This window comes from Robertmurraya siralis, from assembly GCF_005502275.1.
Taxonomy (GTDB): Bacteria; Bacillota; Bacilli; order Bacillales; family Cytobacillaceae; genus Robertmurraya; species Robertmurraya siralis.
Map to the genome: position 1 here is coordinate 1 of NZ_SWLZ01000024.1, position 25,713 is coordinate 25,713.

Annotated in this window: 21 protein-coding genes, 4 pseudogenes and 1 riboswitch; of the genes and pseudogenes, 5 read left to right on the forward strand and 20 right to left on the reverse strand. The window is 39.0% G+C overall.

Annotated elements, in window-relative coordinates; all coding sequences use genetic code 11:
• Positions 1-163 precede the first annotated feature (163 nt).
• The 8 genes from FCJ93_RS20125 to spoIIIAA form a co-directional block, all read right to left on the reverse strand.
• The gene (locus FCJ93_RS20125; RefSeq protein ID WP_095306705.1) at positions 164-718 is read right to left on the reverse strand and encodes a SpoIIIAH-like family protein; all 555 of its coding nucleotides are present in this window, start codon (positions 716-718) and stop codon (positions 164-166) included.
• 94 nt (positions 719-812) lie between these two features.
• A complete protein-coding gene (gene spoIIIAG, locus FCJ93_RS20130) occupies positions 813-1,448 on the reverse strand; it encodes a stage III sporulation protein AG (protein WP_137744514.1) in 636 nt (211 codons plus the stop codon).
• Between the two features lie 3 nt (positions 1,449-1,451).
• A complete protein-coding gene (spoIIIAF, locus tag FCJ93_RS20135; RefSeq protein WP_095306707.1) occupies positions 1,452-2,072 on the reverse strand; it encodes a stage III sporulation protein AF in 621 nt (206 codons plus the stop codon).
• A 22-nt stretch (positions 2,073-2,094) separates the two neighbouring features.
• A complete protein-coding gene (gene spoIIIAE / locus FCJ93_RS20140) occupies positions 2,095-3,291 on the reverse strand; it encodes a stage III sporulation protein AE (RefSeq protein WP_137744515.1) in 1,197 nt (398 codons plus the stop codon).
• A 257-nt stretch (positions 3,292-3,548) separates the two neighbouring features.
• Complete coding sequence (gene spoIIIAD, locus FCJ93_RS20145; protein ID WP_137744516.1) at positions 3,549-3,929, reverse strand: stage III sporulation protein AD; 381 nt, start codon at positions 3,927-3,929, stop codon at positions 3,549-3,551.
• A 24-nt stretch (positions 3,930-3,953) separates the two neighbouring features.
• A complete protein-coding gene (spoIIIAC, locus tag FCJ93_RS20150) occupies positions 3,954-4,160 on the reverse strand; it encodes a stage III sporulation protein AC (RefSeq protein WP_009794945.1) in 207 nt (68 codons plus the stop codon).
• A gap of 124 nt (positions 4,161-4,284) precedes the next feature.
• Positions 4,285-4,800 carry a stage III sporulation protein SpoIIIAB gene (gene spoIIIAB, locus FCJ93_RS20155; protein WP_095306710.1) on the reverse strand — a complete coding sequence of 172 codons (516 nt, stop codon included), beginning with the start codon at positions 4,798-4,800 and terminating at the stop codon, positions 4,285-4,287.
• The gene (gene spoIIIAA / locus FCJ93_RS20160; RefSeq protein WP_137744517.1) at positions 4,801-5,718 is read right to left on the reverse strand and encodes a stage III sporulation protein AA; all 918 of its coding nucleotides are present in this window, start codon (positions 5,716-5,718) and stop codon (positions 4,801-4,803) included.
• 358 nt (positions 5,719-6,076) lie between these two features.
• On the opposite strand from spoIIIAA, the gene FCJ93_RS20165 reads away from it, so the two are divergent.
• Positions 6,077-6,745, forward strand: coding sequence for an SIMPL domain-containing protein (locus tag FCJ93_RS20165; protein WP_170211364.1), 669 nt, complete (start codon positions 6,077-6,079; stop codon positions 6,743-6,745).
• A gap of 89 nt (positions 6,746-6,834) precedes the next feature.
• On the opposite strand, the gene efp is transcribed toward FCJ93_RS20165, so the two are convergent.
• The 3 genes from efp to FCJ93_RS20180 all read right to left on the reverse strand — a co-directional run bounded on the left by efp (position 6,835) and on the right by FCJ93_RS20180 (position 9,207).
• Positions 6,835-7,392: an elongation factor P gene (gene efp, locus FCJ93_RS20170; protein WP_095306713.1), complete on the reverse strand. Its 558-nt coding sequence runs from the start codon at positions 7,390-7,392 to the stop codon at positions 6,835-6,837.
• Between the two features lie 94 nt (positions 7,393-7,486).
• Positions 7,487-8,548, reverse strand: a complete 1,062-nt coding sequence (locus tag FCJ93_RS20175) for a M24 family metallopeptidase (RefSeq protein ID WP_095306714.1) — start codon at positions 8,546-8,548, stop codon at positions 7,487-7,489.
• 143 nt (positions 8,549-8,691) lie between these two features.
• Positions 8,692-9,207, reverse strand: coding sequence for a YqhR family membrane protein (locus FCJ93_RS20180; protein ID WP_095306715.1), 516 nt, complete (start codon positions 9,205-9,207; stop codon positions 8,692-8,694).
• Positions 9,208-9,638: 431 nt separating this feature from the next.
• Here FCJ93_RS20180 and FCJ93_RS20185 point away from each other — a divergent pair, with 431 nt between their 5' ends.
• Positions 9,639-10,028 carry an SA1362 family protein gene (locus tag FCJ93_RS20185; RefSeq protein ID WP_280526655.1) on the forward strand — a complete coding sequence of 130 codons (390 nt, stop codon included), beginning with the start codon at positions 9,639-9,641 and terminating at the stop codon, positions 10,026-10,028.
• A gap of 167 nt (positions 10,029-10,195) precedes the next feature.
• Here FCJ93_RS20185 and FCJ93_RS20190 read toward each other — a convergent pair whose 3' ends face one another.
• From FCJ93_RS20190 to FCJ93_RS20215, 6 genes and pseudogenes are all read right to left on the reverse strand, one after another.
• Complete coding sequence (locus tag FCJ93_RS20190; protein WP_095306717.1) at positions 10,196-11,080, reverse strand: patatin-like phospholipase family protein; 885 nt, start codon at positions 11,078-11,080, stop codon at positions 10,196-10,198.
• A 663-nt stretch (positions 11,081-11,743) separates the two neighbouring features.
• A pseudogene (locus FCJ93_RS20195) lies at positions 11,744-11,923 on the reverse strand (IS5/IS1182 family transposase); the annotation flags it as partial.
• Positions 11,924-12,112: 189 nt separating this feature from the next.
• Positions 12,113-12,451, reverse strand: a pseudogene (locus FCJ93_RS20200) (transposase); the annotation flags it as partial.
• Positions 12,452-12,939: 488 nt separating this feature from the next.
• A pseudogene (locus tag FCJ93_RS20205) lies at positions 12,940-14,712 on the reverse strand (vitamin B12-dependent ribonucleotide reductase); the annotation flags it as partial.
• Positions 14,713-15,286: 574 nt separating this feature from the next.
• A pseudogene (locus tag FCJ93_RS20210) lies at positions 15,287-16,075 on the reverse strand (ribonucleotide reductase N-terminal alpha domain-containing protein); the annotation flags it as partial.
• A gap of 351 nt (positions 16,076-16,426) precedes the next feature.
• Positions 16,427-17,263 carry a lipoate--protein ligase family protein gene (locus tag FCJ93_RS20215; protein WP_095306728.1) on the reverse strand — a complete coding sequence of 279 codons (837 nt, stop codon included), beginning with the start codon at positions 17,261-17,263 and terminating at the stop codon, positions 16,427-16,429.
• Positions 17,264-17,563: 300 nt separating this feature from the next.
• On the opposite strand from FCJ93_RS20215, the gene FCJ93_RS20220 reads away from it, so the two are divergent.
• On the forward strand, positions 17,564-17,947 hold the full coding sequence (locus FCJ93_RS20220; protein WP_095306729.1) for a rhodanese-like domain-containing protein: 384 nt from the start codon (positions 17,564-17,566) through the stop codon (positions 17,945-17,947).
• Positions 17,948-18,090: 143 nt separating this feature from the next.
• Here the strand turns inward: FCJ93_RS20220 and gcvPB are convergent, their stop codons facing one another.
• Genes gcvPB through gcvT form a run of 3 tightly spaced genes read right to left on the reverse strand, consistent with a single transcriptional unit; the run spans position 18,091 to position 22,040 of the window.
• Complete coding sequence (gene gcvPB / locus FCJ93_RS20225) at positions 18,091-19,551, reverse strand: aminomethyl-transferring glycine dehydrogenase subunit GcvPB (protein WP_137744519.1); 1,461 nt, start codon at positions 19,549-19,551, stop codon at positions 18,091-18,093.
• Positions 19,544-20,890 carry an aminomethyl-transferring glycine dehydrogenase subunit GcvPA gene (gcvPA, locus tag FCJ93_RS20230; RefSeq protein ID WP_137744520.1) on the reverse strand — a complete coding sequence of 449 codons (1,347 nt, stop codon included), beginning with the start codon at positions 20,888-20,890 and terminating at the stop codon, positions 19,544-19,546. The genes gcvPB and gcvPA overlap by 8 nt, the downstream gene beginning before the upstream one ends.
• Before the next feature lie 46 nt (positions 20,891-20,936).
• Positions 20,937-22,040 (reverse strand): glycine cleavage system aminomethyltransferase GcvT, encoded by a 1,104-nt coding sequence (gcvT, locus tag FCJ93_RS20235; protein WP_137744521.1) that lies wholly within the window; start codon positions 22,038-22,040, stop codon positions 20,937-20,939.
• 406 nt (positions 22,041-22,446) lie between these two features.
• A riboswitch (glycine riboswitch) is annotated at positions 22,447-22,535 on the reverse strand.
• A 481-nt stretch (positions 22,536-23,016) separates the two neighbouring features.
• Here gcvT and FCJ93_RS20240 point away from each other — a divergent pair.
• A complete protein-coding gene (locus FCJ93_RS20240) occupies positions 23,017-24,714 on the forward strand; it encodes a DEAD/DEAH box helicase (RefSeq protein ID WP_095306733.1) in 1,698 nt (565 codons plus the stop codon).
• Complete coding sequence (locus FCJ93_RS20245; protein WP_095306734.1) at positions 24,683-25,483, forward strand: YqhG family protein; 801 nt, start codon at positions 24,683-24,685, stop codon at positions 25,481-25,483. The genes FCJ93_RS20240 and FCJ93_RS20245 overlap by 32 nt, the downstream gene beginning before the upstream one ends.
• Positions 25,484-25,713 lie beyond the last annotated feature (230 nt).

The following is a 25,713-nucleotide window of genomic DNA, read 5'->3' on the forward strand; positions in this document are numbered from 1 at the left end:
TGAGTGAGATAAAGTGGTCGGGAAACCAACTTTATCCTACCATGAAGTGAGGTTTTTTTGTTACCACGCTTTAAGCTCTCTGGAACCCCCGGCATAGCCAGGGGTTTTCTAAACCATTAAACAAGCATAACGGGGAGGCTACGCCTCCCCGTTATCGTCTTTCTTATTCATTCGGTTGAAATTCTACCGCGACTGCCTGCATTTGGCCAAGCTCTGTCTTCACTACTTGAATAATTTCATTTGCTGCAGAAGCAGAAGGTTCATTAGATTTAACAGTTATGCGAACTCTCTCACCATCCGCGCGAACAAGAGCATCATCGTAACCCATAGCGACAATTAACGTTTCTAATACAGCTTCCTTCTGAGCAACTTGATCAAGATTTTGAATCTTATCATAAGCGTCACCACGTTCCTCGGACGGCAGCTCTGTTGATGCCATAATATCTCTTAATTCTTCCTTGTATTTGCTTCTTTCTTCATCAAGCTGCAAACGTAATGCATCAAATACTTCATCACTAGCCACGCTTGAAATTACTTCACCTTCTGTTTCTGTTTCACTAATTACCCCTTCTTCCTCTTGATTTGCAGCTTCTTCCTTCTCCTCTGTTGCCGCCAATTCCTGCTGTCTTTGATCTGGTGAAGTCATATAATAAACTGATAATACAACCACTAAACTTAACATTGTTAAAAGCCAAACCGTTTGCTTTTTTAGTAACATTTATAAAATCCCCCTTCATGAAATTAAATGTAAATTGTTCACACAATATATAAAATCGTTTCCTAAAATATTTAGGAGCGATGTTCTTCATTCGCTACTTCCTTGGCATGACCGATACGCGATGACTTGGAACATCAAGCAATTTCGTAACAGATTCGATAATCCATTTTTTAACCTGAATATTGTCAGCGCCTTTTGCTACTACTAAAACCCCACGAATTTGCGGCTTTTTTGTTTCTAATTCAATTGGAACCTCTTTTTCCCCATCCCGAATAATGACAATTTGACTGTCTTTAGACTGATCCTCTACTTTTCGTTGTCCACCTTCCCGGTCAGTTTCTTCGGTTGTTTGTGAACGAGTTACTGTGTTTTTTTCGTATACACTTTTTTCTGTCGCATCGACATTAACGACAACCATCACATCACTAACGCCAGCGATTCCCTCTAATGCATCTTTTAACTGCGCTTCATATCTGGCTTCATAAGAACTAATCTCATCATCTCCTGCTGTCTTCGCAGTTCCTATTGCTTCAACTTCACTCTTTTCTTCATTTTCATGATTCAACACTGGAATGCTAGCGTTATCTTCACCTAATAATGAATTACTCACTATCATAATGGCTGCCCCAAAAAGAAGAATAACAATGAAATACTGGTATTTCTTATCTATCTTTCCTTCCTTTGAAAGCAATCTTTTCAGCCAAGACAACGGGCCTTTTTCTTGCTCCATTGATTAATCGCTCCCCCCTTCTACGACGATTTCTATTTTTTCTTTTTCAACATCCCATTTTTCAGAAAGAAGAGATGCAATCGCTTGACTTTCTTTTGTTAGTTTCTTAGATGGGAGAGGCTCACTTGTATTGATCTCTACTTTTTTCACGACTTCAACTGCGTCTGTCTCAGTATTAGGTTCCTTTAGCTGGACAACGATTGATTGAATTTGTTCAAAAGACTCACTCTGACTGTCATCATCTACATCAATTTCTATATGGGCAATTTCTAATCCGTACTGATCCATCAACTCCTTCTCTACGTCCGATTGCAGTTGGACAGCCGTTTCTTCTAAAATATATGCATGGTTGGAGGCTTGTATTTCTTTTTTCTGCAATTCTATTAAATTTTCCATATTTTTTTCTTCACTATTGGATTGAATCGATGGGATCGAGGCCAGCGCTGATTCAAAATCGGAAGAAAGAAGCTTAAATATTGGAGACAAAATGATTGTTATTAACAATAGACCCGCCACCATTTTCGTATATTTTTGTAAACTCGTATTAGGGAGCAGAAGGTCTATTACAGTCGCAATGAGAACAAAAAGAATAATATTCGTAATCCATTCAGTAATGTAATCCATAACTACCCCCTAAGTACTTTATTTATCGCACCATCATTGTTAAATTCCCAGCTGCAATAATGACCGTCAAACTGAGAAAGAACATTAAGGAAACAATCGCCAATGCTGCAAACACGTATATGACGCTCTTACTAATAATATCCAAACACTTTATGATCGGCCCTCCTCCGAGGGGTTGCAAGATTGCTGCTGCAAATTTATAAATAAAGGAGATCATTAAAATTTTAATAGCCGGAAAGGCAACTATTAAGAGCAGAATCGCGACGCCAGCAATTCCGACAGTGTTTTTTAAGAGTACTGAGGCGCTTATGACGGTGTCAGTTGCATCAGTAAACATTCGGCCGATTACCGGAATAAAGTTTCCAGTAATAAACTTCGCCGTTCGAATCGTCACCCCATCTGTAATCGCAGTGGATGCCCCTTGGACCGAAATAACGCCAAGAAATACAGTTAAAAAAAGACCCAGCAATCCAATGCTCCAATTTCGCAGCAAATTTCCCAGTTGTGTCACCTTATAGTGATCAGTCAGTGTGCTAACAATATTCAACAAAGTAGATAAAAAGAGAAATGGCAAGACAATAAACTGTATGAAAGTTCCGCTTATATTCATAAGAAACAAAATAACAGGATGAAAAAAAGCTGCTGAAATCACTCCGCCTGAACTTGCAATAAGGGCTAGCAACAGGGGAATCAATGCCAGAATAAACGAAGTCATCGTATGAATGGCATCTGTCGTATATTCAATAGCCACATGAAAGCTATTTAAAGCGATAATGACCAATACCATAAAGACAATGGAATAAGCCACTTTACTAACAGTGCTTTGTTCAAACGCATTTTGCAGGGATTGCAAGAACATCGAAAAAATTGTGAGCATAATTAATGTTCCAAGCAATTTTCCATTCACTAGAAACTCATGAAACATGTACTTCATAAAACCTGAAAACCATTCTTTTATAGAGAATTTCTTCTCACCTTTTAAAAAGTCATATAAACTGCCCTTTTGACTTTCAGGAAGAAATCCGCCGTATTCATCCAACACATTCTCCCAATACCGTTTGAGTTCATCTAAATTTAACGCTTCCAGTTGAGCGTCAACTAGCGCCTGCGGATCTAATCCGTCACGCTCTTCTTCCGCTGCATGTGCTTGTCCATTTAGTAAAAATAAAAAAAGGATGCAAATGAACATTATTGAAAAAATTGTTGAAGAGTGCTTCATAAATTTCACCTTCTCATGAGAAAAGCATAGACAATTCGAAACGCCATTGATCGTTCTCCTTCGTGCTCATCGCCTGACATCACGAAAAATACGAATGTCAGAATTGTAATTTCCAATTCTTGATTGGCAGATCTTGTGAAGAATAACTTATAACTTACTGGCGCTACCGTTAAACTATTCTCAAAGTTATGATTTGTACTTTATAGCAAAAGAAAAGCATTAGTATGATTAGCGCAACAGATGGAAGTAACGAAGCTTCAGCTTGGAATTAATTTAATGATCGTTTCAATTAAAACGGATAAAATTGGAATCGCCATTGCCAGAATTAATATTTTTCCTGCTAGTTCTATTTTTGAAGCAATGGCTCCTTGTCCAGCATCCTTCGTAATTTGGGCGGCAAATTCAGCAATGTAGGCAATTCCTATAATTTTTAAAATCGTTTCAACATAGACGATATTAACTTTTGCATTCACAGCAATGACTTCGAGCATATGAATAACTGCATATATTTGATCAAGCAAAAATAAAAAAATCGTACAACCAACAAAAACAATAAGTAAAAATGCAAAATTGGGCTTCTGTTCCTTAACAATAAGTGCTAAAAAAGTGGATACTAGGGCAATTCCTACAATTTGGATAATTTCAATCTTTGAGCCCTCCCTTTATCCTTGGAAGAGGAACACCGATTTTATTTTTTGAAACAAGTCATCTACAATCGATGCGACCATAAACAAAATGTAAATGAAGCCAAACAGAGTGACCCACTGGGCATATTCCTTTTTTCCAACTTGGTCAAGAATGGTGTGCAGGAAAGCAACAACAATTCCTACTCCAGCTATTTTAAAGATTATATCTACCTCTAACCCCATGTGTTTTCCTCCCTAAACGCTAAATAAGTGATTTCATAAAGACATTTATAGCCGTTATGAAAGCGAGAGTTTAAATCTGAACATATATAATGGTGAGTACTCTGTGTTGCCGTTTTTAAATCCGTCATAGCAAGAGAATGACTAGCAATAATCCGGATAAAAAACCAAGGCTTTTAACCATTTTTTCGTATTTTGCTTGTCTATCATAAGCATCTTGTTCCTCTCGTTCCAAGTGTGTTAAAGTGAGTTGAATTTGCTTCTGCTGGGAGACTCGGTCATGCCGTCCCAACGTTTCACCAAATTGTTTCATGATTTCAAATTCTCCTTGCTTCAACGCTGTCAACTTCCATACTTCTTTTAAGCTTTCCTCCCATGCCTCTCTGACAGTTGTTTCAGTATTCGTCAATTTTTTCGCAAACGCATCGAAAAACCATGATAATGGCTTACTCATCTGAGCAGCAATTCTTCTTGATGCCTCATGCAATGGCGTGTGCCCATACATAATTTCCGCTTCAAGAGATTGCAATGCCGATTTTAGCAAGCGCAATTGCCTCGGCCTTTCATTTAGATGTCGCGATGCTTCAAAACCTGTCCATGTCGTTGCTAAAATAATGACGATAGCTCCAATCATTTTCATCATTTATGTCACTCTCACTTTTTTAACAAGCTCTGAACCGTTGCCGTCCTTAATAGAGGATATCGTTCCAGGACCCTTGAGCCGATTTAATTCAATAAAACGCTGAAAGATTCCCATTTCAATCAATGGTTGCAGAGTAGGGCGATTTTTCACCTCTTCATATGAATAACCATGGGTTGTCGTAAATAGCTTAATCCCAGCGTGGAGCGCTTCTAAGATTGCTTCACAATCTTCCTTTCTCCCGATTTCATCAACAATCAAAACATCTGGACTCATTGAACGGATCATCATCATCATCCCTTCCGCCTTTGGACATGCGTCCAATACATCGATACGGGGTCCAAAAGTTAACTGAGGAATTCCCTTGACGCTTCCAGTAATTTCTGAACGTTCATCAACAATCCCCACTTTTAAAGGAGAATAAGTGCGATCGCCACCGGAAATGATGCGCGCAAAATCTCGAAGTAACGTAGTTTTTCCAGTTTGTGGAGGTCCAATAATCATTGTGTGTTGCCAACCATTGTCATATATATATGAAGCCAGTCCATCTGCTATCCCGATCTTTTCTCTAGCGATGCGGATGTTAAAAGACGATATATCTCGAATCGCTTTAACAGAACCATTCTCTAAGATGACCTTCCCAGCTAAACCAATTCGGTGCCCCCCTGCGATTGTCACATAGCCTCTTTTTAACTCTTCCTCCATGGTATAAATGGAAAAATGACTAATTTTATTTAAAAGCTGAATCGCATCTTCCTCCTTCACAATATAAGGAAGAAAGTGAGGAGTTCCCTTCACGGCAATTTCAAGCGGTCGATTTATCCGAATTCTTATTTCTTCCATCTCACTAACTTGAAAAGGAGGAAGCACCTCAATCTGGTGAGTAATATTGAGAGGCAGCATATTTAATACCTGTTCCAAAATAAATTCCCCTCTCTTCATTTTTGAACTGTAAGATGAACCTATTAAAAATGTATGCCTGCTTGGACACTTTATGACTAGTTCAGCATAATCACTTTTTTAGAAGAAAATTTTTCGATTAAATATTGATGGGGTTAAATTGCTCATGATTTTCGTTCTGCCTCAATGAAACGGATGGAGAAAACCAGCTTTCTCCTAGCGTTTTCATCGAGTCAAAGTGATTTTTTTGCAAAAAAGCATGAGAAACTATGGTCTCTCACAAAATGAGCAAAAAACAACAGAATCATATAACATTAGGCAAGACATAAAATGTAATAATGGGAGCAAGAACAAGTTTAAATGGGTGGGGGAAGAAGAAATGTATAATCAACAACCGTTCTATCAAGGAGCACATAGAAATCCTTTCGAGGGGGAAATTATAGTAATTGGCGAAGGAAGCGTTACAATTCAACCAGATAAAGGAAGGATAAGATTGGGAGTCGAGATTGAAAACAAGGAATTAAAAAAAGCCCAATCGGATAATGCAAGAGCAATCTCCTCGATCATAAATGCATTGCAGCAAATTGGAGTATTGGCAGAACATATTCAAACAGATCAGTTTACGATTTATCCAATGTATGATTTTGTGGATGGAAAACAAATTTTTCGGGGCTACCGCGTAGAGCATTTGTTACTAATAACAGTAAATAATCTTGAAAACATCGGGCTTGTTGTTGACACTGCCGTCGAGCATGGAGCCAACCGTGTTTCGAACATCTCTTTTCAAGTTTCAAATTCCTCCGAAGTTTATCGAGTCGCTTTAAAAAAAGCGATAGAAGATGCTGTAAAAAAGGCATATACAATTGCAAAGTCTTTAAATCTAAACATTGTCCCGACTCCAAGGAAAATAACAGAAGAAAAAGTGGCTCTAAGAGAACCTAGTCCCTTATATGAAATGCAGATGGTCAAAGCTGCTTCCACCGAAATAGAACCAGGAACGACTGAGATAAGGGCTGTTGTATCCGCGATATTCATCACCAACGAATAAATAAGTGGCACGTTTTGCCTGCCGCCGCTTGTTATTTCAACAAAAAAAATCCCAAATGGACTTCCACTTGGGATTTTTACTCATTTAGTTTATGCGCGAGAGACGTAAGAGCCTTCTGATGTGTTAATGATTAAACGATCGCCTTCATTAACAAAGAAAGGTACCTGAACGATAAGACCCGTTTCAAGTGTTGCTGGCTTTGTACCTCCAGAAGCTGTATCTCCTTTAATACCAGGTTCCGTCTCTGTTACTTCTAATTCAACTGTATTCGGCAGCTCGATTCCAAGGGTTTCACCTTGGAACATCATAATATGAACTTCCATATTTTCTTTCAAAAACTTCAACTCATATTCAATGGCTGATGCAGGTAACTCAATTTGGTCATATGACTCATTATCCATAAAAACATGCTGATCGCCATTAGCATACAAATACTGCATTTTACGGTTATCAATTTGTGCTTTCGCTACTTTTTCTCCTGCACGGAATGTTTTTTCTTGAACTGCACCTGTTCGAAGATTACGTAATTTAGAGCGCACAAACGCTGCACCCTTACCTGGCTTTACATGCTGGAAATCCATCACACGCCAAAGCCCTCCATCTACTTCAATCGTTAATCCTGTACGGAAATCATTAACAGAAATCATCTTAAAAATCCTCCCAAGGGTAATGTAATAAAAATGTAAATTGGAAGCACGGAGTCTTTTTCCAAAATATCACAAAAAACTGATTTACATAATTCTATAATATAATGAGTTCTTTTGTAGAGTGAGTCAAAGACTCATTTCCTTTTTCGGTAATTACTGTGTCGTCTTCAATACGAACTCCGCCAAGTCCCGGTATGTATATCCCTGGCTCAACTGTAACAACCATGCCCGGTTCTAATTTGAGATCAGATTTAAAGGATAATGCAGGTCCTTCATGTACTTCAAGTCCAATTCCATGCCCTGTTGAATGTCCAAAATAGTCCCCGTACCCTTTTGCAGAAATATAATCTCTTGTTAAAGCATCGGCTTCTCTTCCAGTCATGCCAGGTTTTATTCCAGCCATCCCCAATTGTTGAGCACCAAGCACGATTTCGTAAATTTCCTTTAATTTCGCATCTGGTTCACCTACAGCTAACGTTCTCGTAATGTCAGAAACATATCCTTTATAATAGGCTCCAAAATCTAAAGTAACGAAATCGCCTTTTTCGATGATTTTATCCGATGCCACACCATGCGGAAGTGCCGAGCGGGTTCCTGAAGCAACAATAATGTCAAAGGAAGAAGAAGTGGCACCAGCTTTTCTCATAAAGAACTCTAATTCATTCGAAACATCTAACTCCGATATGCCGGGACGAATGAATTGCAATATATGTGTATATGCAGCATCAGCTATTTCTGCTGCTTCCTTTAATATCTTAATCTCTGCATCAGTCTTAATCAAGCGAATTTTTTCGATTAAGCCGGATACAGGCACAAGTTCTGCATCAACAACTCCTTCATAGTTTTTAAAGCTGGCATATGTAAGATGCTCCTGTTCGAAGCCCAGTCGCTTAATCCCTAAATTCTTCACTAGAAGAGCGACTTCCTCAGGAATTGTGCCAGTGTGTTTGACAATATCAAAGCCTTCACACTGCTTTGCTGCTTGCTCCACGTAGCGAAAGTCAGTAATAAATTTGGCAGCATCTTTACTAATTAAAACAACACCACTTGAACCGGTAAAATTAGAAATATAACGCCGATTGTAGGCGCTTGTTATCAGTAGTCCGTCAATCCCTAACTTTTCAAAACTATCCCTTACTTTTTGAATTTTATCCACTTTGGCTCTCTCCTTTAACTTTCCACTTGTAAGAATAGTAAAAATATACTTAACAAGAATATTTTATCATATTGTTTTTTTAAGTAACATGCTAAGACTCTGTCGGAGAGAGAAATCCAATTTGTGGCTGAAGCTGCCATCTCTTAGGAAGGCACCTCTTCAGCTTCTTGTCTTTTTCGCATTTGCAGCTCCTCATATTCATATGAGATGGAATAACCAATAAATATTCCATATAATATAAATAAACAAACCGATGTAATAATCGTCGTTCTGTTAAGTTCTCCAAACGGTTCTATCCCCGGAAAAATGGGATTTAATACAAAAAACACGAGCAAAAATAAAACAACTCCGTAGCCGATTCCTCCAAGAATACTCGTTACTTTTTTTAGGATAGCATAATAAATTAGTGCAACTCCGATTGAAATAATGCCGATAAATATAATGGAAATCACCGTTCCGAGCCATTGTTTTTTCCATTCCCCCAATGCCCATGGCTCAAGTATGACATTAGGACGGATCTCCGTGAAATGAAAAACATATAGCAAGTAGCCAATGCTACTCCATAAAATTCCCCCGACCAAACCTGTTAAGACAACCATTGTCATGATGGACATCGGTTCCTCTTTATTATTTTGCTCTAATTTAGGATTTCCTTTCATTCCTTCCACCTCCAATTATATTATGTCCTAGCAATAGCGTTCCTTTGCATTTTGGTGGAAATTCTTTTTATTCAAATGGCTTTATTTGTGTTTATGTTGATTTTTTTTTATGTGAAACATGAGCAAAAAATTGTTTAACAAGCAAAATAAGAAGAAAAAGTTTACGATTATGGAGGTTTTATTGATTTTCTAGTAGAATAAATTATAATAAATATTAATAAAACCCCAATTATTTCACAATTTTCAAAATAGTGTGCCAATAAAATAAATAAACGCATAGAATATTGATAAATTCTTCAATCCTATTGTTCGTTTTTCATTCACCACTTATTTGTTCAAGCCCATTGTGTTGACGTTCACATATTTATTTATAAAATAATCTTTAGAATGGTTTAAAATTAGAAATTTATGCTAATTATGCTTATAGGGAGGTGGCTTTATTGAAAAATCGAACTTCTTTTTATTTTGTAGCAGGTCTGATTGGATTGGCAATCATAGGGATAGTGAGTCGTTTTATCTCTAATCCTACTTCTTTTTTGACAAATATTTTTGTCTTTCTTATTATTGGATTCGGTATCTTCTTTTTAGTTCGCCGCTTCTATGGTGCAAGCCCACAAAGGCGCGAACAAACTGCTTTTAAAAAAGCTGCGAAACGGTCAAAGAAACGATTTCAGCAAAAAGACGCGCCTAAGCCTTCTTCTAAAAGCATTTCTGGGAATGTTAGTACCTTTAGGAGAACAGCCAATAAAGCAAAATCTGCAGCACATTTAACTGTAATTGAGGGGAAAAAAGGAAAAAAGAAAAAACGGGCCTCCTTTTAGCAAATAGGTTCGGAGCTATAAAAACGGGAGTTCAATTTAATTGGGCTCTTTTTTTTGATTACAAACTTAATTAATGTTGATGAAACATGGCTCGATATTTTCACTATCCAGTCTTCTTTCCCTCACACTCCCTATATTTCTTAATGATAATGCCGACGAACTAAAAATTAGTAAGACCAAGTTTTAAAAAATTTGGTTGTGCGATTGTAGCCAAGCTCAAATAATAATCGTTTTCTTTCTGGGGTTAGTTCAAAATCAGTTGTCAGCACCCCTTCAGTTGGGATAAAAATGATGTTTTTTTCATGCTTACGTGAAATGTAGCGAGAGTCATGGGCATCTTTCATTGTCTCAAACAATGCTTCAAATAGATTGATAGCATTATTAATTTCATTCTTTGGAAGCTCATTAAGATGATGACTCAGTTTAATCCCTAAAACCGGGCGTACTTTTTTCACATTCTCTTTGTCAAAAAGCCACATTGGAAAATTACTTAATACTCCACCATCGACAATAATACTAGGTGTGACACTGTTTTTAAGTTTTACTGGCTCAAAGAAATAAGGAAGACTACAGCTCATCCTGATCGCCTTCGCAACTGAAAAAGCATTGAGATTAATGCCGTAATTATGCAAGTCATCCGGTATCACCATTAAGCGCCCGTTTGTCAAATCGGAAGCAATGACCCTTAATGTCTGTGGTGGTAAATCAGCAAAGGTGCGAATACCTCTAACCGCCAATTTCTTTTCCAACCATTCTTCTAAATTATTTCCTTTATAAAGCCCCATTCGCCAATATAATAATAACCATTTCGCAACCTTCGTTGGGATAAAGGTTCTGCGCTGATCTAAAAAATTAACTAAATCCAATTCGTCAATAAGCTGATAAACTTCCTTGCTTGTGTAGTTAGCCGCAATTAAGGCAGCGACAATGGAGCCTGCACTTGTCCCAGCTACTCGTTTGAATTTAAGTCCCCTTTCCTCGATGGCCTGATAAGCCCCGATTAAGGCAAAGCCTTTGATCCCTCCACCTGAAAAAACTCCATCTATATACATAACGGTCACTCCTTAGATGTTTTTCATTTCTTCGTTGCAGGACCTATTGGACGATTCAAAATGCGGCAACATACAATATTACTTGCCTACAATCAAGGGCGACATCTCTTAGAAATAAGCTTTTTACATAAATAAGCAGGAGTCTATCAAAATAGTACAGTGGACATGAAAAAAGTGTTTTTCGGTAAACATAGAAAATTACCTGCATGGCTAAATCTTAAAACAAAATATATGTAAAAATTTTTACTGCTTGAGAATATGAAGTAGCCACCTTATTCAATAAGGTGGCTTCAGATGACTTGACGTCTTTTTTATTATTAGCTTTGTTATATGTCGGTGTTGATATTTGGCTCGTTTTCTCCTATCGCTTCATGGAATCAGAAGACCTTTCAGCAGACTGTCGACAAAATCCATCGAAAGGGCTCCCTATCGATGGATTTTGTCATTTTTGGATTGGAATTGCGCTAAAAACGTTGATACCCTTGCTTTCCCGGGGGCGTGCGCCGAGCCTCCTCCTCGCGGATGCTCGTGCGGGGTCTCGGCTGTCACGCTATTGGGGCCACTGAAAATCTTACGTTATTTTTGTCCCTATCATTCATGGGAACAAAAAAAAGCCATTTTCTCTCGTTTATGGAGAAAGAAATGGCCTTTTTTCCGCTGTTTTTACTTTTTTTCACTGAGTAACTTTATCATTCTTTTGAGATTGACTACAAATATCGTCGTTGCTCCTTGCATTTGCAAACCAAATAGACCCTTTGATGATGCAACATCATACCCGTGTCTGTTTTTTAATTCACTATTTTTGGCTTCAATTTTATACCGAGATTTTGCTAAATTCTTAAACTCTGTGTTCTAAATTTCCCCGTTCTGTCCGAATACTCCTCTCCATTTATACCACTGTAAAAGTCAGTTGAATGGACAACTCCCCCCATTTTTACTAAGTTTTTCAGTGGCCTCACGCTATTCCCCAGGAGTCAAGCGCCTTCCGCTCCCATCAACTCGTTTGGCACCCCTAAAAGCAGGTTGCCAAGTCTAAGTGGCCATGTTCTTTACGTTCATGGCAGCAAACGTAAGCATCGCCTGCATAGACTTCTTTTTAAGACCTCGTAAGGTTGTCCATCGTTTTCCTTCGCATCCGCAAAAACACGTTCAATCGTCTCCTTGCGTTTCGCGTAGATCTGTTTGATTTCATCGTTGTAACGTAGATGTTCCGCCTCTTCTATGTAAGCCTTCCCCAATAGGACGTTGTATAAGTTTTGGAGGGTGTTTCCTTTCCGTACACGGGGATAAAAACGGACATTCTGCACAAATCGCTGAATTTGATTGCTATTGCCGATCTCCTTCCTTCGTTGTCGTCGTGTACTTGAAGACAATTTCTTTATTCTCTATTCAAAAAGAGAAAGTGGATTGGAGCGGAGGATGGCGACAGCTGAGGGAAGCGGCTCGGCCCCGCCCGCGAAAAAGCGCCCATCCGGAGTGGAAATCAACCTACGCTATTTAGTTCATTCTATTTTAAAAGAGAAACTTTGGTTTCCCATGAAATGAGCCCAAAATCATTTTAACAACCATTCTATTTAACAAAGTCTGATTATAAATAAAAAGGCGATAAAGTTCGCAAATCTCCGCTTCATGCCCCTGTTTTCCGTTTTAAGAGCGTTCGCCAAGCGATGTTACTGCCCCTTCCATTAAAATATGTGGCACATGACGTAAACGAGCAAATCGAGTCACTATTGATTTATACACCGCACGACGCCTAACTATTTTTCAATTATAAAAAAAGTAACCTCTTGCGGCTCTACCGAAGAGGTTACTTTTTATCTGACTTTATTCAAAAAGAGAGTTCGACTCGCTTCAAAGAATTAAAGTCCGCATTTTAATTGCGTATTACAGTTGGTACATGTATTACATCCACCAATTTCTTTCACTTTTCCTTTACGGCATACAGGACAAGTATTGCCCACTTCAGAGCCGATTGTCACATCTGTTGAGCGAAGGTCACTGATCGTGTCTACAAGTACGACATGCTGCTTTGGCGTTTCTTTCTTTTCCTCTGGCTCTTCAAAGCTGTTTTCTTCCGCTTTCAATGTCAGTACTTGTGAATCACGAGAACCGTCGACGTAGACTGTTCCACCTTTTGCACCACCGCGGTATAATCTTTCATATACTTTTTGAACCTGTTCTACGCTATAGCCTTTTGGCGCGTTAACCGTTTTACTAATTGAGCTATCAATCCAACGCTGAATGACACATTGAACATCCGCATGTGCTTCAGGAGCAAGCTCCATCGCTGTTACGAACCAATTTGGCAGATTGTTTTCATCTGCTTCTGGGTGACTTTCCAAATATTCTTGCACGATATCTGCTTTTACCTCAATAAACTTCCCTAAACGTCCACTTCTGAAGTAAGAGAAGGAGAAGTAAGGCTCGAGACCAGTAGATACTCCAACCATTGTTCCAGTGGAACCCGTCGGAGCAACAGTTAGTAAGTGTGAGTTTCGAATACCGTGTTCTAAGATTGATTCACGAATATCTTCAGGCATTTTTTTCATAAAGCCTGTTTCTGTGAAGGCCTTACGGAGACGATTTGTTTCTTCTTCTGTGTCAGCAGTTAAGAATGGGAAGCTTCCCTTCTCTTTCGCCAGCTCTACTGAGGTTCTATATGCAGTAGTTGCGATCGTTTCGAACACTTTATCTACAAGCTCATTGCCTTTTTCAGAACCGTACTCTGTTTCACAGTAGATTAGTAAATCATGTAGTCCCATCACGCCTAGACCTACACGACGCTCACCTAGAGCTTGTTTCTTATTTTCCTCCAGAAAATAAGGTGTAGCATCAATCACGTTATCTTGCATGCGTACGCCAACTTCAACGGTACGCTTTAACTTTTCAAAGTTTACTGTTTTTGTTTCTTTATCAGCCATTTCAGCTAAGTTAACCGCTGCTAAGTTACAAACTGAGAATGGTGCGAGAGGCTGTTCGCCACATGGATTTGTCGCAACGACTTTTTGACCATAGCTTACCGCATTTGTCATGTCGTTCGCATTATCAATAAAGAAAATTCCTGGCTCTGCTGAGTAAGTTGCACAAATGTTGATAAGGTTCCAAAGCTCTTTCGCTTTGATTTTACGGTACACACGTACTTTGTGACCCATTTTCTCCCACTCGCGTACATCGCCAACATTATGCCATTCTTCATTATAAGTTTTCATTTCTTGAGCATTGTAATGTTCTACATCTGGGAAACGAAGCTCATACTCTGCATCGTTTTCAACAGCATCCATAAATTCTTTTGTTAAACATACAGAAATATTAGCACCTGTTAAAAACTCAGGGTTGTGAACGGAATAATTCCCACCAGTGCTTAGCTTTTCTTCTGCTTCAGCCATAATGTTTTCGCTGAATCCACCTTGTCCAGGTATATGTCTGTAGTTCAGGATTCCTTGATACATCGCTTTTTCCTGTTCTGTAAGTGGTGTAAATTTTAATTTTTCTTTTGCATATTTTTTAATTGTTTCATCGTTTGTCGTTTCAAGTAAGAAACGCAGAATTCTTGGGTTTTGCATTTTGGAAATAATAAATTCGATAATGTCCGGATGCCAATCCGCCAACATAATCATCTGTGCCCCACGCATATTGTTACTCCTCATCAATTGAGGGGTGTGGACATTTCTGCCACACTCTTGCACTCTCATGCAAGGTCAGACTATATCATCAAGGAAGAAATTTTTTCGAATTTCAACTAGTTTTGTAACTCCATGTTTATAAAGTTCTTTTAAAGATTAGCTTAATATTCTCTATGCTACTTATATACAGTTTCGAGCAACCTTTTTCTTAATTGATTTTGGTTCCTTGACTTTTATTAAGTAACTTTGCTATCTCTACTTGACTAAAACCTTTATGATGGAGATTTAGAGTTGAGTTGATTTAATTAATTCTTCCTTGTCTCGCGCCCCATAAGAACGTCGCCGTATCTTACGGTTTACTTCTTCCATATCTCTAGCATCCGTTGCCTCTCTTAACCCGAGCTTTAGGAAGTTTCAATAGTCGTTGAACCTTTATCTTCGTTTCCAAAGATACTTGGCTGCTGATTGCCCAATCCTTTTTATTTTCAAACCTTCACGCTCACCGTCACCAGTCACGTTGTAGTAAAAAAGGCTCTAAGGGTGTTCCAGCAATTCGCGAGATTTTTCTCCCGCCATGGTCTTAACGGGATCCACCTTGTTCAACTAAATGTGTAAGTTTCGCTATATCATCCAACCAAGATACTGAACCAGATGATTTTCCGTTCACACCTCGTGCCAGAGTGTTGCGCGGTCTTAAAGTAGAACCGTTTGTTCCAACGCCGCCGCCACGGCTCATAATTTCCATCACCTGCTTACGGTGTTCGGAAATCCCCTCGCGCGAGTCTTGAACAAAAGGCATTACGTAGCAGTTAAAATACGTTACATCTGTATCAGCACCTGCACCGTACAAAACACGCCCTGCCGGAATAAAATTTAAATGAACAAGTTCTTGATAGAACTTCTCAAACCACTCTTGTCTCTTTTCTTCCGTTGTTTCAACAGATGCCAAGCCTGTTGCGTTGCGTTTCGCAATTTGTTCGTAGTAAAGCTCTAACGGCTTTTCGATTACATCTAGTGAACGATTGATAACACCAGTGCTTGCTTCTTCTGGATCATCAAGTACACCACGATACTCTTCATCTACAAGAACTTGAGCCCTTTTTTCTTCCCAATCAATCTGTAAAATTTGACCAAGGCCTCTAGCTGGAAATTTCGGATCCTCTTTAATAGTCAGAACGACGAAATCCCCGTTCGTAAGCGTAATTTTTTCTGTATCCTTAAAAGTGTAGCGATCTAACATAACCAATCTAGAAACACCTTTATGGGTAATTTTCATGTCTGGGGTAATGGGATGAACTTGAGGAAACAATCGGATGTCCTTGTTCAAACGCTCCACATCAATATTTAATTTTTGTCCTAACGCAACAGACATACACACAACTCCTTTAAATTAAATCCTTTTTAGTCTATTGAATTATCGGTAGAAGAACACTAGTTAAATCTAGCTGTAATTCAAATTACTATTAAATTATCACACCGCTCCAACAAAATCAATATATAGTATGTCAAATATTTAAACCACTACTATATATTGTGTGTGCAGCAAAAAAAATAAATTTTGTCAAACACAAAAACGATTAAAAACTTGAGAAAAAGAGAGATCGTCCGATGTTTTCAGCATATATTGATAAATTTTAACATATTTCAACACTTGCGCTTTTTATAAACCGGGACAAAAGATTCATGTTAAAAAAGAAAAAAGATAAAACGAACTTTATGCCGTTTATCTTTTAAAATTCCATTCATCACTTTCATATCTTCGTTTTGCTAACATATTGACAGAGTCAAGCTGTTTCCGTGATAACTCAAATGGTGTCAGTTCGATCTGTAATCCATTTTCAAACCCCGTTTTAAAAGCGCGTTTTGCTTCTTCCAGCGACACTTTTTGCTGACTAATTTCATTAATGGCCACAGCTTTATTTTTAAATGCCTTTTGCATTCTTTCTTTCACTCTATCATTCGGATAGTTAAATAAGCTAAAGAGCTTATCTTCATCTAGATCAAGGAGAATCGAACCGTGTTGAAGGATAACTCCTTTCTGTCTCGTCTGTGCACTTCCTGCAACCTTTCTGCCTTCTACAACGAGCTCATACCAACTTGGTGCATCAAAGCAAACAGCAGAACGTGGATTTTTTAATGATTCTCTATCTTCCTCCGTCTTTGGAACAGCAAAATACGCATCCATCCCTAATTGCTGAAAGCCTTGCAGGATCCCCTCTGAAATAACACGATATGCCTCTGTAACGGTTTTAGGCATGTCTGGGTAGTCCTCAGAGACAATGACACTATAGGTGAGCTCATGCTCATGCAGCACACCCCTACCGCCTGTCGGTCTGCGAACAAAGCCTAATTCATGCTTCCGAACCGCTTGCATATTAATTTCTTTTTCTACCCTTTGAAAATATCCAATTGACAAAGTAGCCGGGTTCCATCCATAAAATCGGATAATCGGCGGAATGCTTCCCTCACTGTGCCAATCAAGCAATGCTTCATCTAATGCCATATTGAAGGAGGGAGAGCAATCTCCTGAATCGATAAAACCCCAAATTTCTTTTTTCATTTGTAACCCTCTTCTTTAATACGAAAATTCATGTCGATATAGTAGACACTGAATAATAGCATAACAAACCAGTGCGAAAAAAAAAAGAAATTGACACTGCTCAGATTGTCGACAAAAGGTAGTGAGAAGCCCTTCTCGCTACCTTTTGTCGTTTTTTTGTTTAGGAATGGTGGTATTTTTTGCTCAGATGCTTACTTCCCAGGAGAGGAAACGAAAAATTTGTCCAATTTCCTTTACTATCTTATTAAATCACCTATATAATATTATTTGGCACATTATTTGTGTGGAAGGAGAAAGGATATGAACGGATTTTATATTTTGCTAATATTGACAGTTGCATTTCTTGTATATAGCATAATCAACTGGCTCTACCAAAGAAAGATTGTTAAGACTCTTACAGAAGAAGAGTTTCGTGCAGGATATCGAAAAGCACAATTGATTGATGTTCGGGAACCGAACGAATTTGAGGCTGGACATATTCTTGGTGCAAGAAATATTCCCCTTTCTCAAATGAAAATGAGAATGAAAGAAATCCGTCCAGACAAGCCTGTATACTTATATTGCCAAAGTGGCATGAGAAGTAGCCGTGCCGCGCAAACCCTTCATCGTAAAGGCTATAAAGATTTATCGCAGCTTAAAGGCGGATTTAAAAGATGGACAGGCAAGATCAAAACAAAAAAATAGACAAACAAAGAGCTTTGCACATAGGCAAAGCTCCTTTTCATTTGGGACGATAATACGCTTTTGATGTTTCGCATTTCGCATAAGATAGTCGAAATATTATACAACAACAATATTAAGCACACTACCTTTTATTAAAAATTATATTATAGTTTTTGATAGCGCAAGATCGGTTTTCTCGCTGCCGTTGTTTCATCAAGACGACCTACGACTGTAGAATGCGGAGCCTCTTGAACAATTTCTGGATTCTCCTCCGCTTCTTTGGCGATTTGGATCATCGCGTCACAGAAGGCATCTAACGTTTCCTTTGACTCCGTTTCGGTCGGCTCAATCATGATGCACTCCTCCACATTCAGCGGGAAATAAATCGTTGGTGGGTGATAGCCAAAATCAAGGAGACGCTTAGCAATATCCAATGTTCTCACCCCAAGCTTTTTTTGACGCTTCCCGCTTAGGACGAACTCGTGCTTACAATGTCTATCAAATGGAAGATCGTAGAATGGCGCCAATCTTCTCATCATATAGTTGGCATTTAGTACCGCATATTCTGTTACAGCTTTGAGCCCATCTGGACCCATGCTGCGAATATACGTATAAGCACGGACATTAATTCCGAAATTACCATAATAAGGTTTAACGCGACCGATTGAGTGCGGACGGTTATAATCCAGTACATATTCGTCTCCCTGCTTCGTGACGACAGGCTTCGGTAAAAACGGAATTAAATCTTCCTTCACTCCTACAGGTCCTGAACCTGGACCACCGCCACCATGGGGGCCAGTAAATGTTTTATGAAGGTTTAAATGGACGACATCAAAGCCCATATCACCTGGTCTTGCTTTTGAAAGCACAGCATTTAAATTGGCACCGTCATAGTATAGCTTCCCACCGGCTCCGTGGACAATTTCAGCCATCTCTACGATATTTTCTTCAAATAGACCTAAAGTATTAGGATTTGTCAGCATCAATGCTGCTGTATCTTCTCCAACTACGTTTCGTAAATCTTCCAAATCTACTAATCCGTGCTCATTTGACTTCACTGTTACCGTCTCAAAACCAGCTACCGTTGCGGATGCAGGGTTTGTTCCATGTGCAGAGTCAGGAACAATCACCTTCGTTCGTTTCGTATCTCCGTTTGCTTCATGATAAGCGCGAATCATCATTAAGCCAGTCCATTCTCCATGGGCACCAGCTGCAGGCTGTAACGTAACTTCATCCATGCCTGTGATTTCAATTAAATGCTCTTGAAGGTCATACATAAGCTCCAAGGCACCTTGGACAGAGCTCTCATCCTGCAATGGATGAATATGAGCAAAGCCATTAAAGCGAGCTACATTTTCATTAATTTTCGGATTGTATTTCATCGTACAAGAACCGAGTGGATAGAAACCAGAATCGACCCCATGATTTCGCTTCGATAACGCAGTGTAGTGACGCATAATGTCGAGCTCCGATACTTCCGGTAATTCCGCTTCTTCCGCTCGTAAATAGCCTTCCGGTAAAAGCTCGCTCACATCAACCTCTGGAACATCCATTTCTGGAAGGCTGTAACCAACTCTGCCTCGCTTGCTAAGTTCAAATATAAGGGCTTGATCTTCTTTATGCATGGAAATCCCCCATTTCTTGCGCAAATGTATCGATCTCTTCTTTCGTTCTCAACTCTGTAACCGCTACTAACATGTGCTGTTCGAGCTCAGGGTAATCACGACCTAGATCGTAACCACCGATAATTCCTTTTTGCAGGAGAGCTTGATTCATTTCTTTCACAGGATTTGAAACCTTTACGACAAACTCATTAAAGGATGGACCGTCAAAAACAATCTCCAACCCTTTTTCTTGCAAAACCTTCTTTGCATAATGGGCTTTCTGGATGTTTTGTAGCGCCATTTCCTTCACGCCTTTTCTTCCTAAAGCGGTCATCGCTACAGATGCAGCTAATGCATTCAACGCTTGATTCGAACAGATATTTGACGTTGCCTTATCACGACGAATATGTTGCTCACGCGCTTGAAGAGTAAGAACAAACCCTCTTCTTCCTTCATCGTCAGTCGTTTGTCCAACTAAACGGCCTGGTACTTTTCTCATCAATTTGCTCGTGACAGCAAAATAACCACAATGCGGACCACCGAATGCTGTAGGAATACCAAATGGCTGCGCATCCCCTACAACAATGTCTGCACCAAACCTTCCAGGAGGAGTTAAGGCACCAAGAGCTAATGGATTACTAGAGACAACAAACATCGCTTTTTGTTCGTGGGCAACCTCTTCTATCTCTGCCAGCGGCTCAAGTCGGCCAAAGAAATTTGGGTATTGCACAATCACTGCTGCAGTATCCGAATCAACCATTGACTGTAACGCTTCCAGATCGGTAATCCCATCCTTTTGCGGAACTTCAATGACTTCGATATATTGTCCCTTTGCGTACATCTTCACGACTTCTTTTGATTCTGGATGAACCGCGCTGGAGACCAGTACTTTCTTTCTGCGTGTTTGACCTGCACTAAGCATGGCTGCTTCGGCGAGAGCCGTTCCACCATCATACATAGAAGAGTTGGCAACATCCATTCCTGTCAGTTCACAGATCATCGTCTGAAATTCAAAAATGGCTTGTAATTCACCTTGAGAAATCTCTGGCTGATACGGTGTATAGGCTGTATAAAATTCTGAACGTGATAATACGTGATCGACGATAACAGGCATATAATGATCATATACACCTGCTCCTAGAAAACTAGAATGAGACTTTAAATCAGCATTTTTATTAGCTAATCGAGTCAATTCTTTCAATAGTGCAGATTCCGATTTTGCTGCTTTAATATTATAGTTTCCCTTAAATTGAACACTTTTCGGAATATCATCAAAAAGCTCCTGAATGGAAGAAACACCGATCGTATCAAGCATTTCTTTTTGGTCGGCTTCAGTCATCGGTAAGTAACGATGCTTCATTGCGGATTCCCCTTTCTTTTCCTGGCAAATTTAGTTTTCATTCCTTTTAAGAGCGAGTTCGTTTATAAAATGGAGTTGGGATCACTTTCGCTTTTACTTTCTTGCCGCGAATTTCAACTGCCACTTCTGTATCAGGCGCACCAAATTTACTTTCAATAAGTGCCAAGCCAATATTTTTCTTTAATGTAGGAGATTGAGTACCAGTAGTCACATCGCCAATTTTTTGATCATCGATATAAACTGGATAGCCATGGCGTGGAATTCCTCTTTCTATCATCTCAATACCAACTAATGTACGAGGAACACCGGACTCTTTTTGCTTCTTTAACGCTTCTTTTCCAAAGAAATCAGCTTCTTTATTAAGCTTTACGGCAAATCCAATCCCAGCTTCTAACGGTGAAATTTGCGGTGAAAGCTCTTGACCATAAAGAGCTAAAGTTGCCTCGAAACGCAACGTATCTCTTGCCCCTAAGCCGCATGGCAAAACTCCGTCATCTTGTCCGGCTGCTAAAACTTCATTCCAAATCAGAACAGCATCTTCACTCGCGCAATAGATTTCAAAGCCATCCTCACCAGTGTAGCCAGTTCTAGAGACAAGCGTTTTCTTTCCTGCTATTTCCACTTCAAGCTGGAACTTAAAGAAGCCAATCTTACTTAGGTCTTCCTTTGCCAGCTTTTGCAATACCTTTTCTGCTATTGGTCCCTGTAATGCTAGCTGAGCCATGCTCTCAGAGATATTTTTGAGCGTAACCCCTTCATCGACATGCTTCTCTAGCCAATTATAATCTTTCGTAATATTTGCCGCATTTACCACGAGTAAATAATCATCTTCCCCTAGTTTGTAAACGAGTAAATCATCCACTGTGCCACCATTTTCATAGCACATAGCGGTATATTGAGCACCACCAGCACTCAACTTTGAAATATCATTTGTCATCATTTTTTGCAGATAAGAAAGACTGTTTGGACCTTTAACTTCAATCTCCCCCATATGAGAGACATCAAATAATCCTGCCTTAGTTCGAACAGCTTCATGTTCCTCTTTAATGCTGGAAAACTGTACAGGAAGGTCCCATCCGCCAAAATCAATTGTTTTTCCCCCATATTGTTTGTAAACTTCAAATAAAGGAGTGCGCTTTAGCTCAGACATTACATGATCCCCTTTCTTATTTTTACTTGGTATTTATCAAAACCCGCTTAAAAAAGCGAAATTTAATCGAAAAGCGGAAGCGCCTTGCTCATCGCCGTACAAACTGGAAGAGCTTCGACTTTAGATAAAGGAAACTTGAATCGTGAAGCGATTCATAGTTGACTTATCGCAGTGAAAGGACCTGAAATTTGCTAGGCGATTGGCGCTGGTGCTAGACCATTTTCAAAATCAAACGTTATATCTCTGTCCAAGAAAAAAAGGACAGAGCTCCCCCTTTTCATAAAAGAAAGGTCTCTGTCCTGGCACCTGAAAGTTTACTTACTTGAGTCTTCATGCTGTATGAACACTCCGTAAGCTTTCCCCTTTGGTGGCTTCATTCTTCCTGTCGAAGCACTCTCCAGAGTTGCGTCAAACAAGTGTACTTTTGCCTGAGAGATTCACAAATTCATGCTTGCTCCTTCGGCGCTACAACGTAGTCTCTCCCCTTGTTCTCATCCGCGTTTATAAAATTTTCCCAGTTGGTCATACTATAAAGTACGAGTTAATACGAATAAATCGAGATCATTACAAAAGAGGTATCACATAAAAACGAACATTTTGTTGTTTTGCGCATATATTCATTCATATCATAACGATTGTTTATCCTAAAAAAAACATATTCGTTCGCTTATAGTCAACATGTGACAAAATTTCTAACTTTCAAATACATCCTACCATGTACATAATATGAGGGCAATATCTTTTTCTGAAAAGCTACGATATTGTTGAGCAAGTGATTTAAGAATCATTACGTATGAAACAAAGGTTTCATATACCTTTCAGTTATGCTAAAAAGCCATAAGAAAACAGGTTTTCCATGGAATCAGAGAGAAAATAATCGAAAAGTCATCACTGACATATGACAAAGTTTCGAAAACAAGAGTTCATAATCATTTCATTTATTCACAGAAAACACGAGTTAAAAGGAGCAAATACTATGACGGTAGAAATACAATTCGATACATCATGGGCAGATGGTTTTTTTCAAAAAATTGAAGATGACGGTCCTTGGGGGAATTGGGACTTATACAAACTGGCAATCGAAGTGGAAAAACACACGGTCATTGATGATTTTGAGGGCTTACAGGCTCCAAAACATCTCCCTCAGCTAACACCATTACCGCATCAGCTTGAAGTAGCAAAGCGAGTTGTGGAAGATATGAATGGGAAAGCGATATTAGCCGATGAGGTCGGATTAGGAAAAACGATCGAAGCAGGCCTAATCTTAAAAGAATATATGATTAGAGGGCTCGTAAAAAAAGCCTTAATTTTAGTCCCTGCATCCCTTGTCACACAATGGGCCAATGAACTAACGAGTAAATTTTATATTCCAGCAGTCGCCCAAAAGAAAAGCTACGTTTGGGAGCAATATGATGTCGTCGTATCATCGATCGACACAGCCAAGCGCAATCCTCATCGCGACATCATTTTCCAACAGGATTATGATTTAATTATTATCGATGAAGCTCATAAACTAAAAAATAATAAAACGAAAAACTATGAATTTGTCCAAAGTTTAAAAAAGAAATTTTGTCTTTTATTAACAGCCACTCCTATCCAAAATCGCATAAGTGAAATCTTTAATCTTGTCTCCTTATTAAAACCTGGACATTTAGGGAATGAGTCCGCTTTTTATGAAAAATATAAAAGAGATTCACGTTCATTAGATGATAATGAGCATTTAAAACAATTAGTCAATAAAGTGATGATTCGCAATCGCAGAGCAGACACCGGCATTGAATGGACTGATCGGCATGTAGAAACAATTCCTATCGAGTTTTCACAGGAAGAACAGCAATTGTATGATGCCATTTCTGAGCTAAGGAGTGAGGATAATTGGATGGCGACGAGCGCTTTTTCAATCATGACGTTGCAAAGGGAAGCATGCAGCAGCCGTGAAGCTGTCTTCGTAACTTTGAAAAACATGCTTGCGAAACAGGAGTCACCAAGTCCTGCATACGAGCAGCAAATTCAAACACTCGCGGAAAAGGTACAGGCAATCCAAAGGAATTCAAAAGCAGAAAAGGCTCTCGAGCTGATTCGAAATATTGATGATAAAGTGATCATTTTTACTGAATATAGGGCAACGCAAATGTATCTTCAATGGTTTTTAAAACAAAATGGCATTACTTCCGTTCCATTTAGAGGTGGATTTAAGCGCGGAAAAAAGGATTGGATGCGCGAATTGTTCCAAAAACACGCACAGGTATTAATCGCGACAGAAGCAGGTGGAGAAGGGATTAACCTTCAATTTTGTCATCATATCATCAACTTTGATTTACCCTGGAATCCGATGCGGCTCGAACAAAGAATTGGCCGGGTTCATCGCCTTGGTCAAGAGAAGGATGTTCACATCTATAACTTCGCAACTAAAGGAACGGTGGAAGAGCATGTATTAAAGCTTCTGCACGAAAAAATTTCTTTATTTGAAAAAGTCGTGGGCGAACTTGATGATATTCTCTCCAAGCTTGAGTTCGGCAACTTTGAGGATTACTTAATCGATATCTTCGGCCACTCTACCTCAGAAGGAGAAATGAAAATTAAGATGGATAATCTTGCTTCAATGATTCAATTTGCCGAAGAAATGAAGGGGAGTGAAACGAATGCAGCAGCAGGAAATTCAACGGTTTCTTAAAAATTATTTTCAGGCCAACGGCTGTGAGATTATCGAGGAAGAAAAAGGGTATATGACGGTGCAATTAACGATTGAATTAGACAAGGAACTGATGAATCGACCGTTTTACTGGCATTATCTAGAAAAAACAGGTGGAGTACCCAATCCGATGAAACTGACCTTTATCACCAATCAAGAAGCAGCGCCAGAGCATATTAAAGGAGAAGTCATTCATTTTGGCTCCCCTCGCCTTCACCAAATCTTTCAATCAACGAAAAACTTGGCTGCTTACATTCGTTTATACGAAAATCATCGCTTTACATCAGGTCAGCAAGTTCCATTAAAACCGTGGCTAGGTCTTAATGTTCGCATCTCTTATCAATGTGATCGAAAAAGGGATGTGTTTAAATCACTTGGTTTGCAGCTTATCAATGGACAAATTGTAGAAAATTTCCATGATCGTCTTCTAAATTTACAACTTACACCGAAAATCCCTGATTATTCATTTACTCTTTCACCGCTTATCATGCCGAAAAGCGGTGTTTCAAGAATTAAAAATCAATTAGTGAGAGAAATTGAACAGGAGGATGACAATTGGGCTGTGGAAGCAAGGGAGCGTTGGAATAAAGATTTACAACTGCTGGAACATTTTTACGAGGAAATAGAAGTTGATGAAAAAGGCGAAACATATGAGAATGAAAAAAAGGCCCTTCAAGACCAATACGAGCCTAATGTGAAAATTTCTATCGTCAATGGAGGTCTCTTTTATTTGACCGATCGGGCAGTATAAGGAAAAAGCTACGCAAATTTTTTATTTAAATCAATAATTAAGTTATGTCATTAAAATTGAAACAGACACATTTTATTAAAACATAGAAAAAGGATAGACGAACACTTCCATTTCATCTATCCTTTTATGGGAAAAATGGCATTTTTTCGCATAACAAATTATATGTTCGATAATATATTGCTCCAATACGATTTGCCGCTGCACCCATTCATTCAATCATTTCGAGAGTA

Excerpts from the sequence above, each read along its gene's own strand:
- FCJ93_RS20245 (WP_095306734.1), top strand. The coding sequence starts at position 24,683 with ATGCAGCAGCAGGAAATTCAACGGTTTCTTAAAAATTATTTTCAGGCC.
- FCJ93_RS20240 (WP_095306733.1), top strand. The coding sequence starts at position 23,017 with ATGACGGTAGAAATACAATTCGATACATCATGGGCAGATGGTTTTTTT.
- spoIIIAE (WP_137744515.1), bottom strand. The coding sequence starts at position 3,291 with ATGAAGCACTCTTCAACAATTTTTTCAATAATGTTCATTTGCATCCTT.
- spoIIIAF (WP_095306707.1), bottom strand. The coding sequence starts at position 2,072 with ATGGATTACATTACTGAATGGATTACGAATATTATTCTTTTTGTTCTC.
- spoIIIAB (WP_095306710.1), bottom strand. The coding sequence starts at position 4,800 with ATGATGAAAATGATTGGAGCTATCGTCATTATTTTAGCAACGACATGG.
- gcvT (WP_137744521.1), bottom strand. The coding sequence starts at position 22,040 with ATGTCTGAGCTAAAGCGCACTCCTTTATTTGAAGTTTACAAACAATAT.
- spoIIIAC (WP_009794945.1), bottom strand. The coding sequence starts at position 4,160 with ATGGGGTTAGAGGTAGATATAATCTTTAAAATAGCTGGAGTAGGAATT.
- FCJ93_RS20190 (WP_095306717.1), bottom strand. The coding sequence starts at position 11,080 with ATGTATATAGATGGAGTTTTTTCAGGTGGAGGGATCAAAGGCTTTGCC.
- spoIIIAG (WP_137744514.1), bottom strand. The coding sequence starts at position 1,448 with ATGGAGCAAGAAAAAGGCCCGTTGTCTTGGCTGAAAAGATTGCTTTCA.
- FCJ93_RS20125 (WP_095306705.1), bottom strand. The coding sequence starts at position 718 with ATGTTACTAAAAAAGCAAACGGTTTGGCTTTTAACAATGTTAAGTTTA.
- efp (WP_095306713.1), bottom strand. The coding sequence starts at position 7,392 with ATGATTTCTGTTAATGATTTCCGTACAGGATTAACGATTGAAGTAGAT.
- FCJ93_RS20215 (WP_095306728.1), bottom strand. The coding sequence starts at position 17,263 with ATGAAAAAAGAAATTTGGGGTTTTATCGATTCAGGAGATTGCTCTCCC.
- gcvPB (WP_137744519.1), bottom strand. The coding sequence starts at position 19,551 with ATGCATAAAGAAGATCAAGCCCTTATATTTGAACTTAGCAAGCGAGGC.
- FCJ93_RS20220 (WP_095306729.1), top strand. The coding sequence starts at position 17,564 with ATGAACGGATTTTATATTTTGCTAATATTGACAGTTGCATTTCTTGTA.
- gcvPA (WP_137744520.1), bottom strand. The coding sequence starts at position 20,890 with ATGAAGCATCGTTACTTACCGATGACTGAAGCCGACCAAAAAGAAATG.
- FCJ93_RS20165 (WP_170211364.1), top strand. The coding sequence starts at position 6,077 with ATGTATAATCAACAACCGTTCTATCAAGGAGCACATAGAAATCCTTTC.
- FCJ93_RS20180 (WP_095306715.1), bottom strand. The coding sequence starts at position 9,207 with ATGAAAGGAAATCCTAAATTAGAGCAAAATAATAAAGAGGAACCGATG.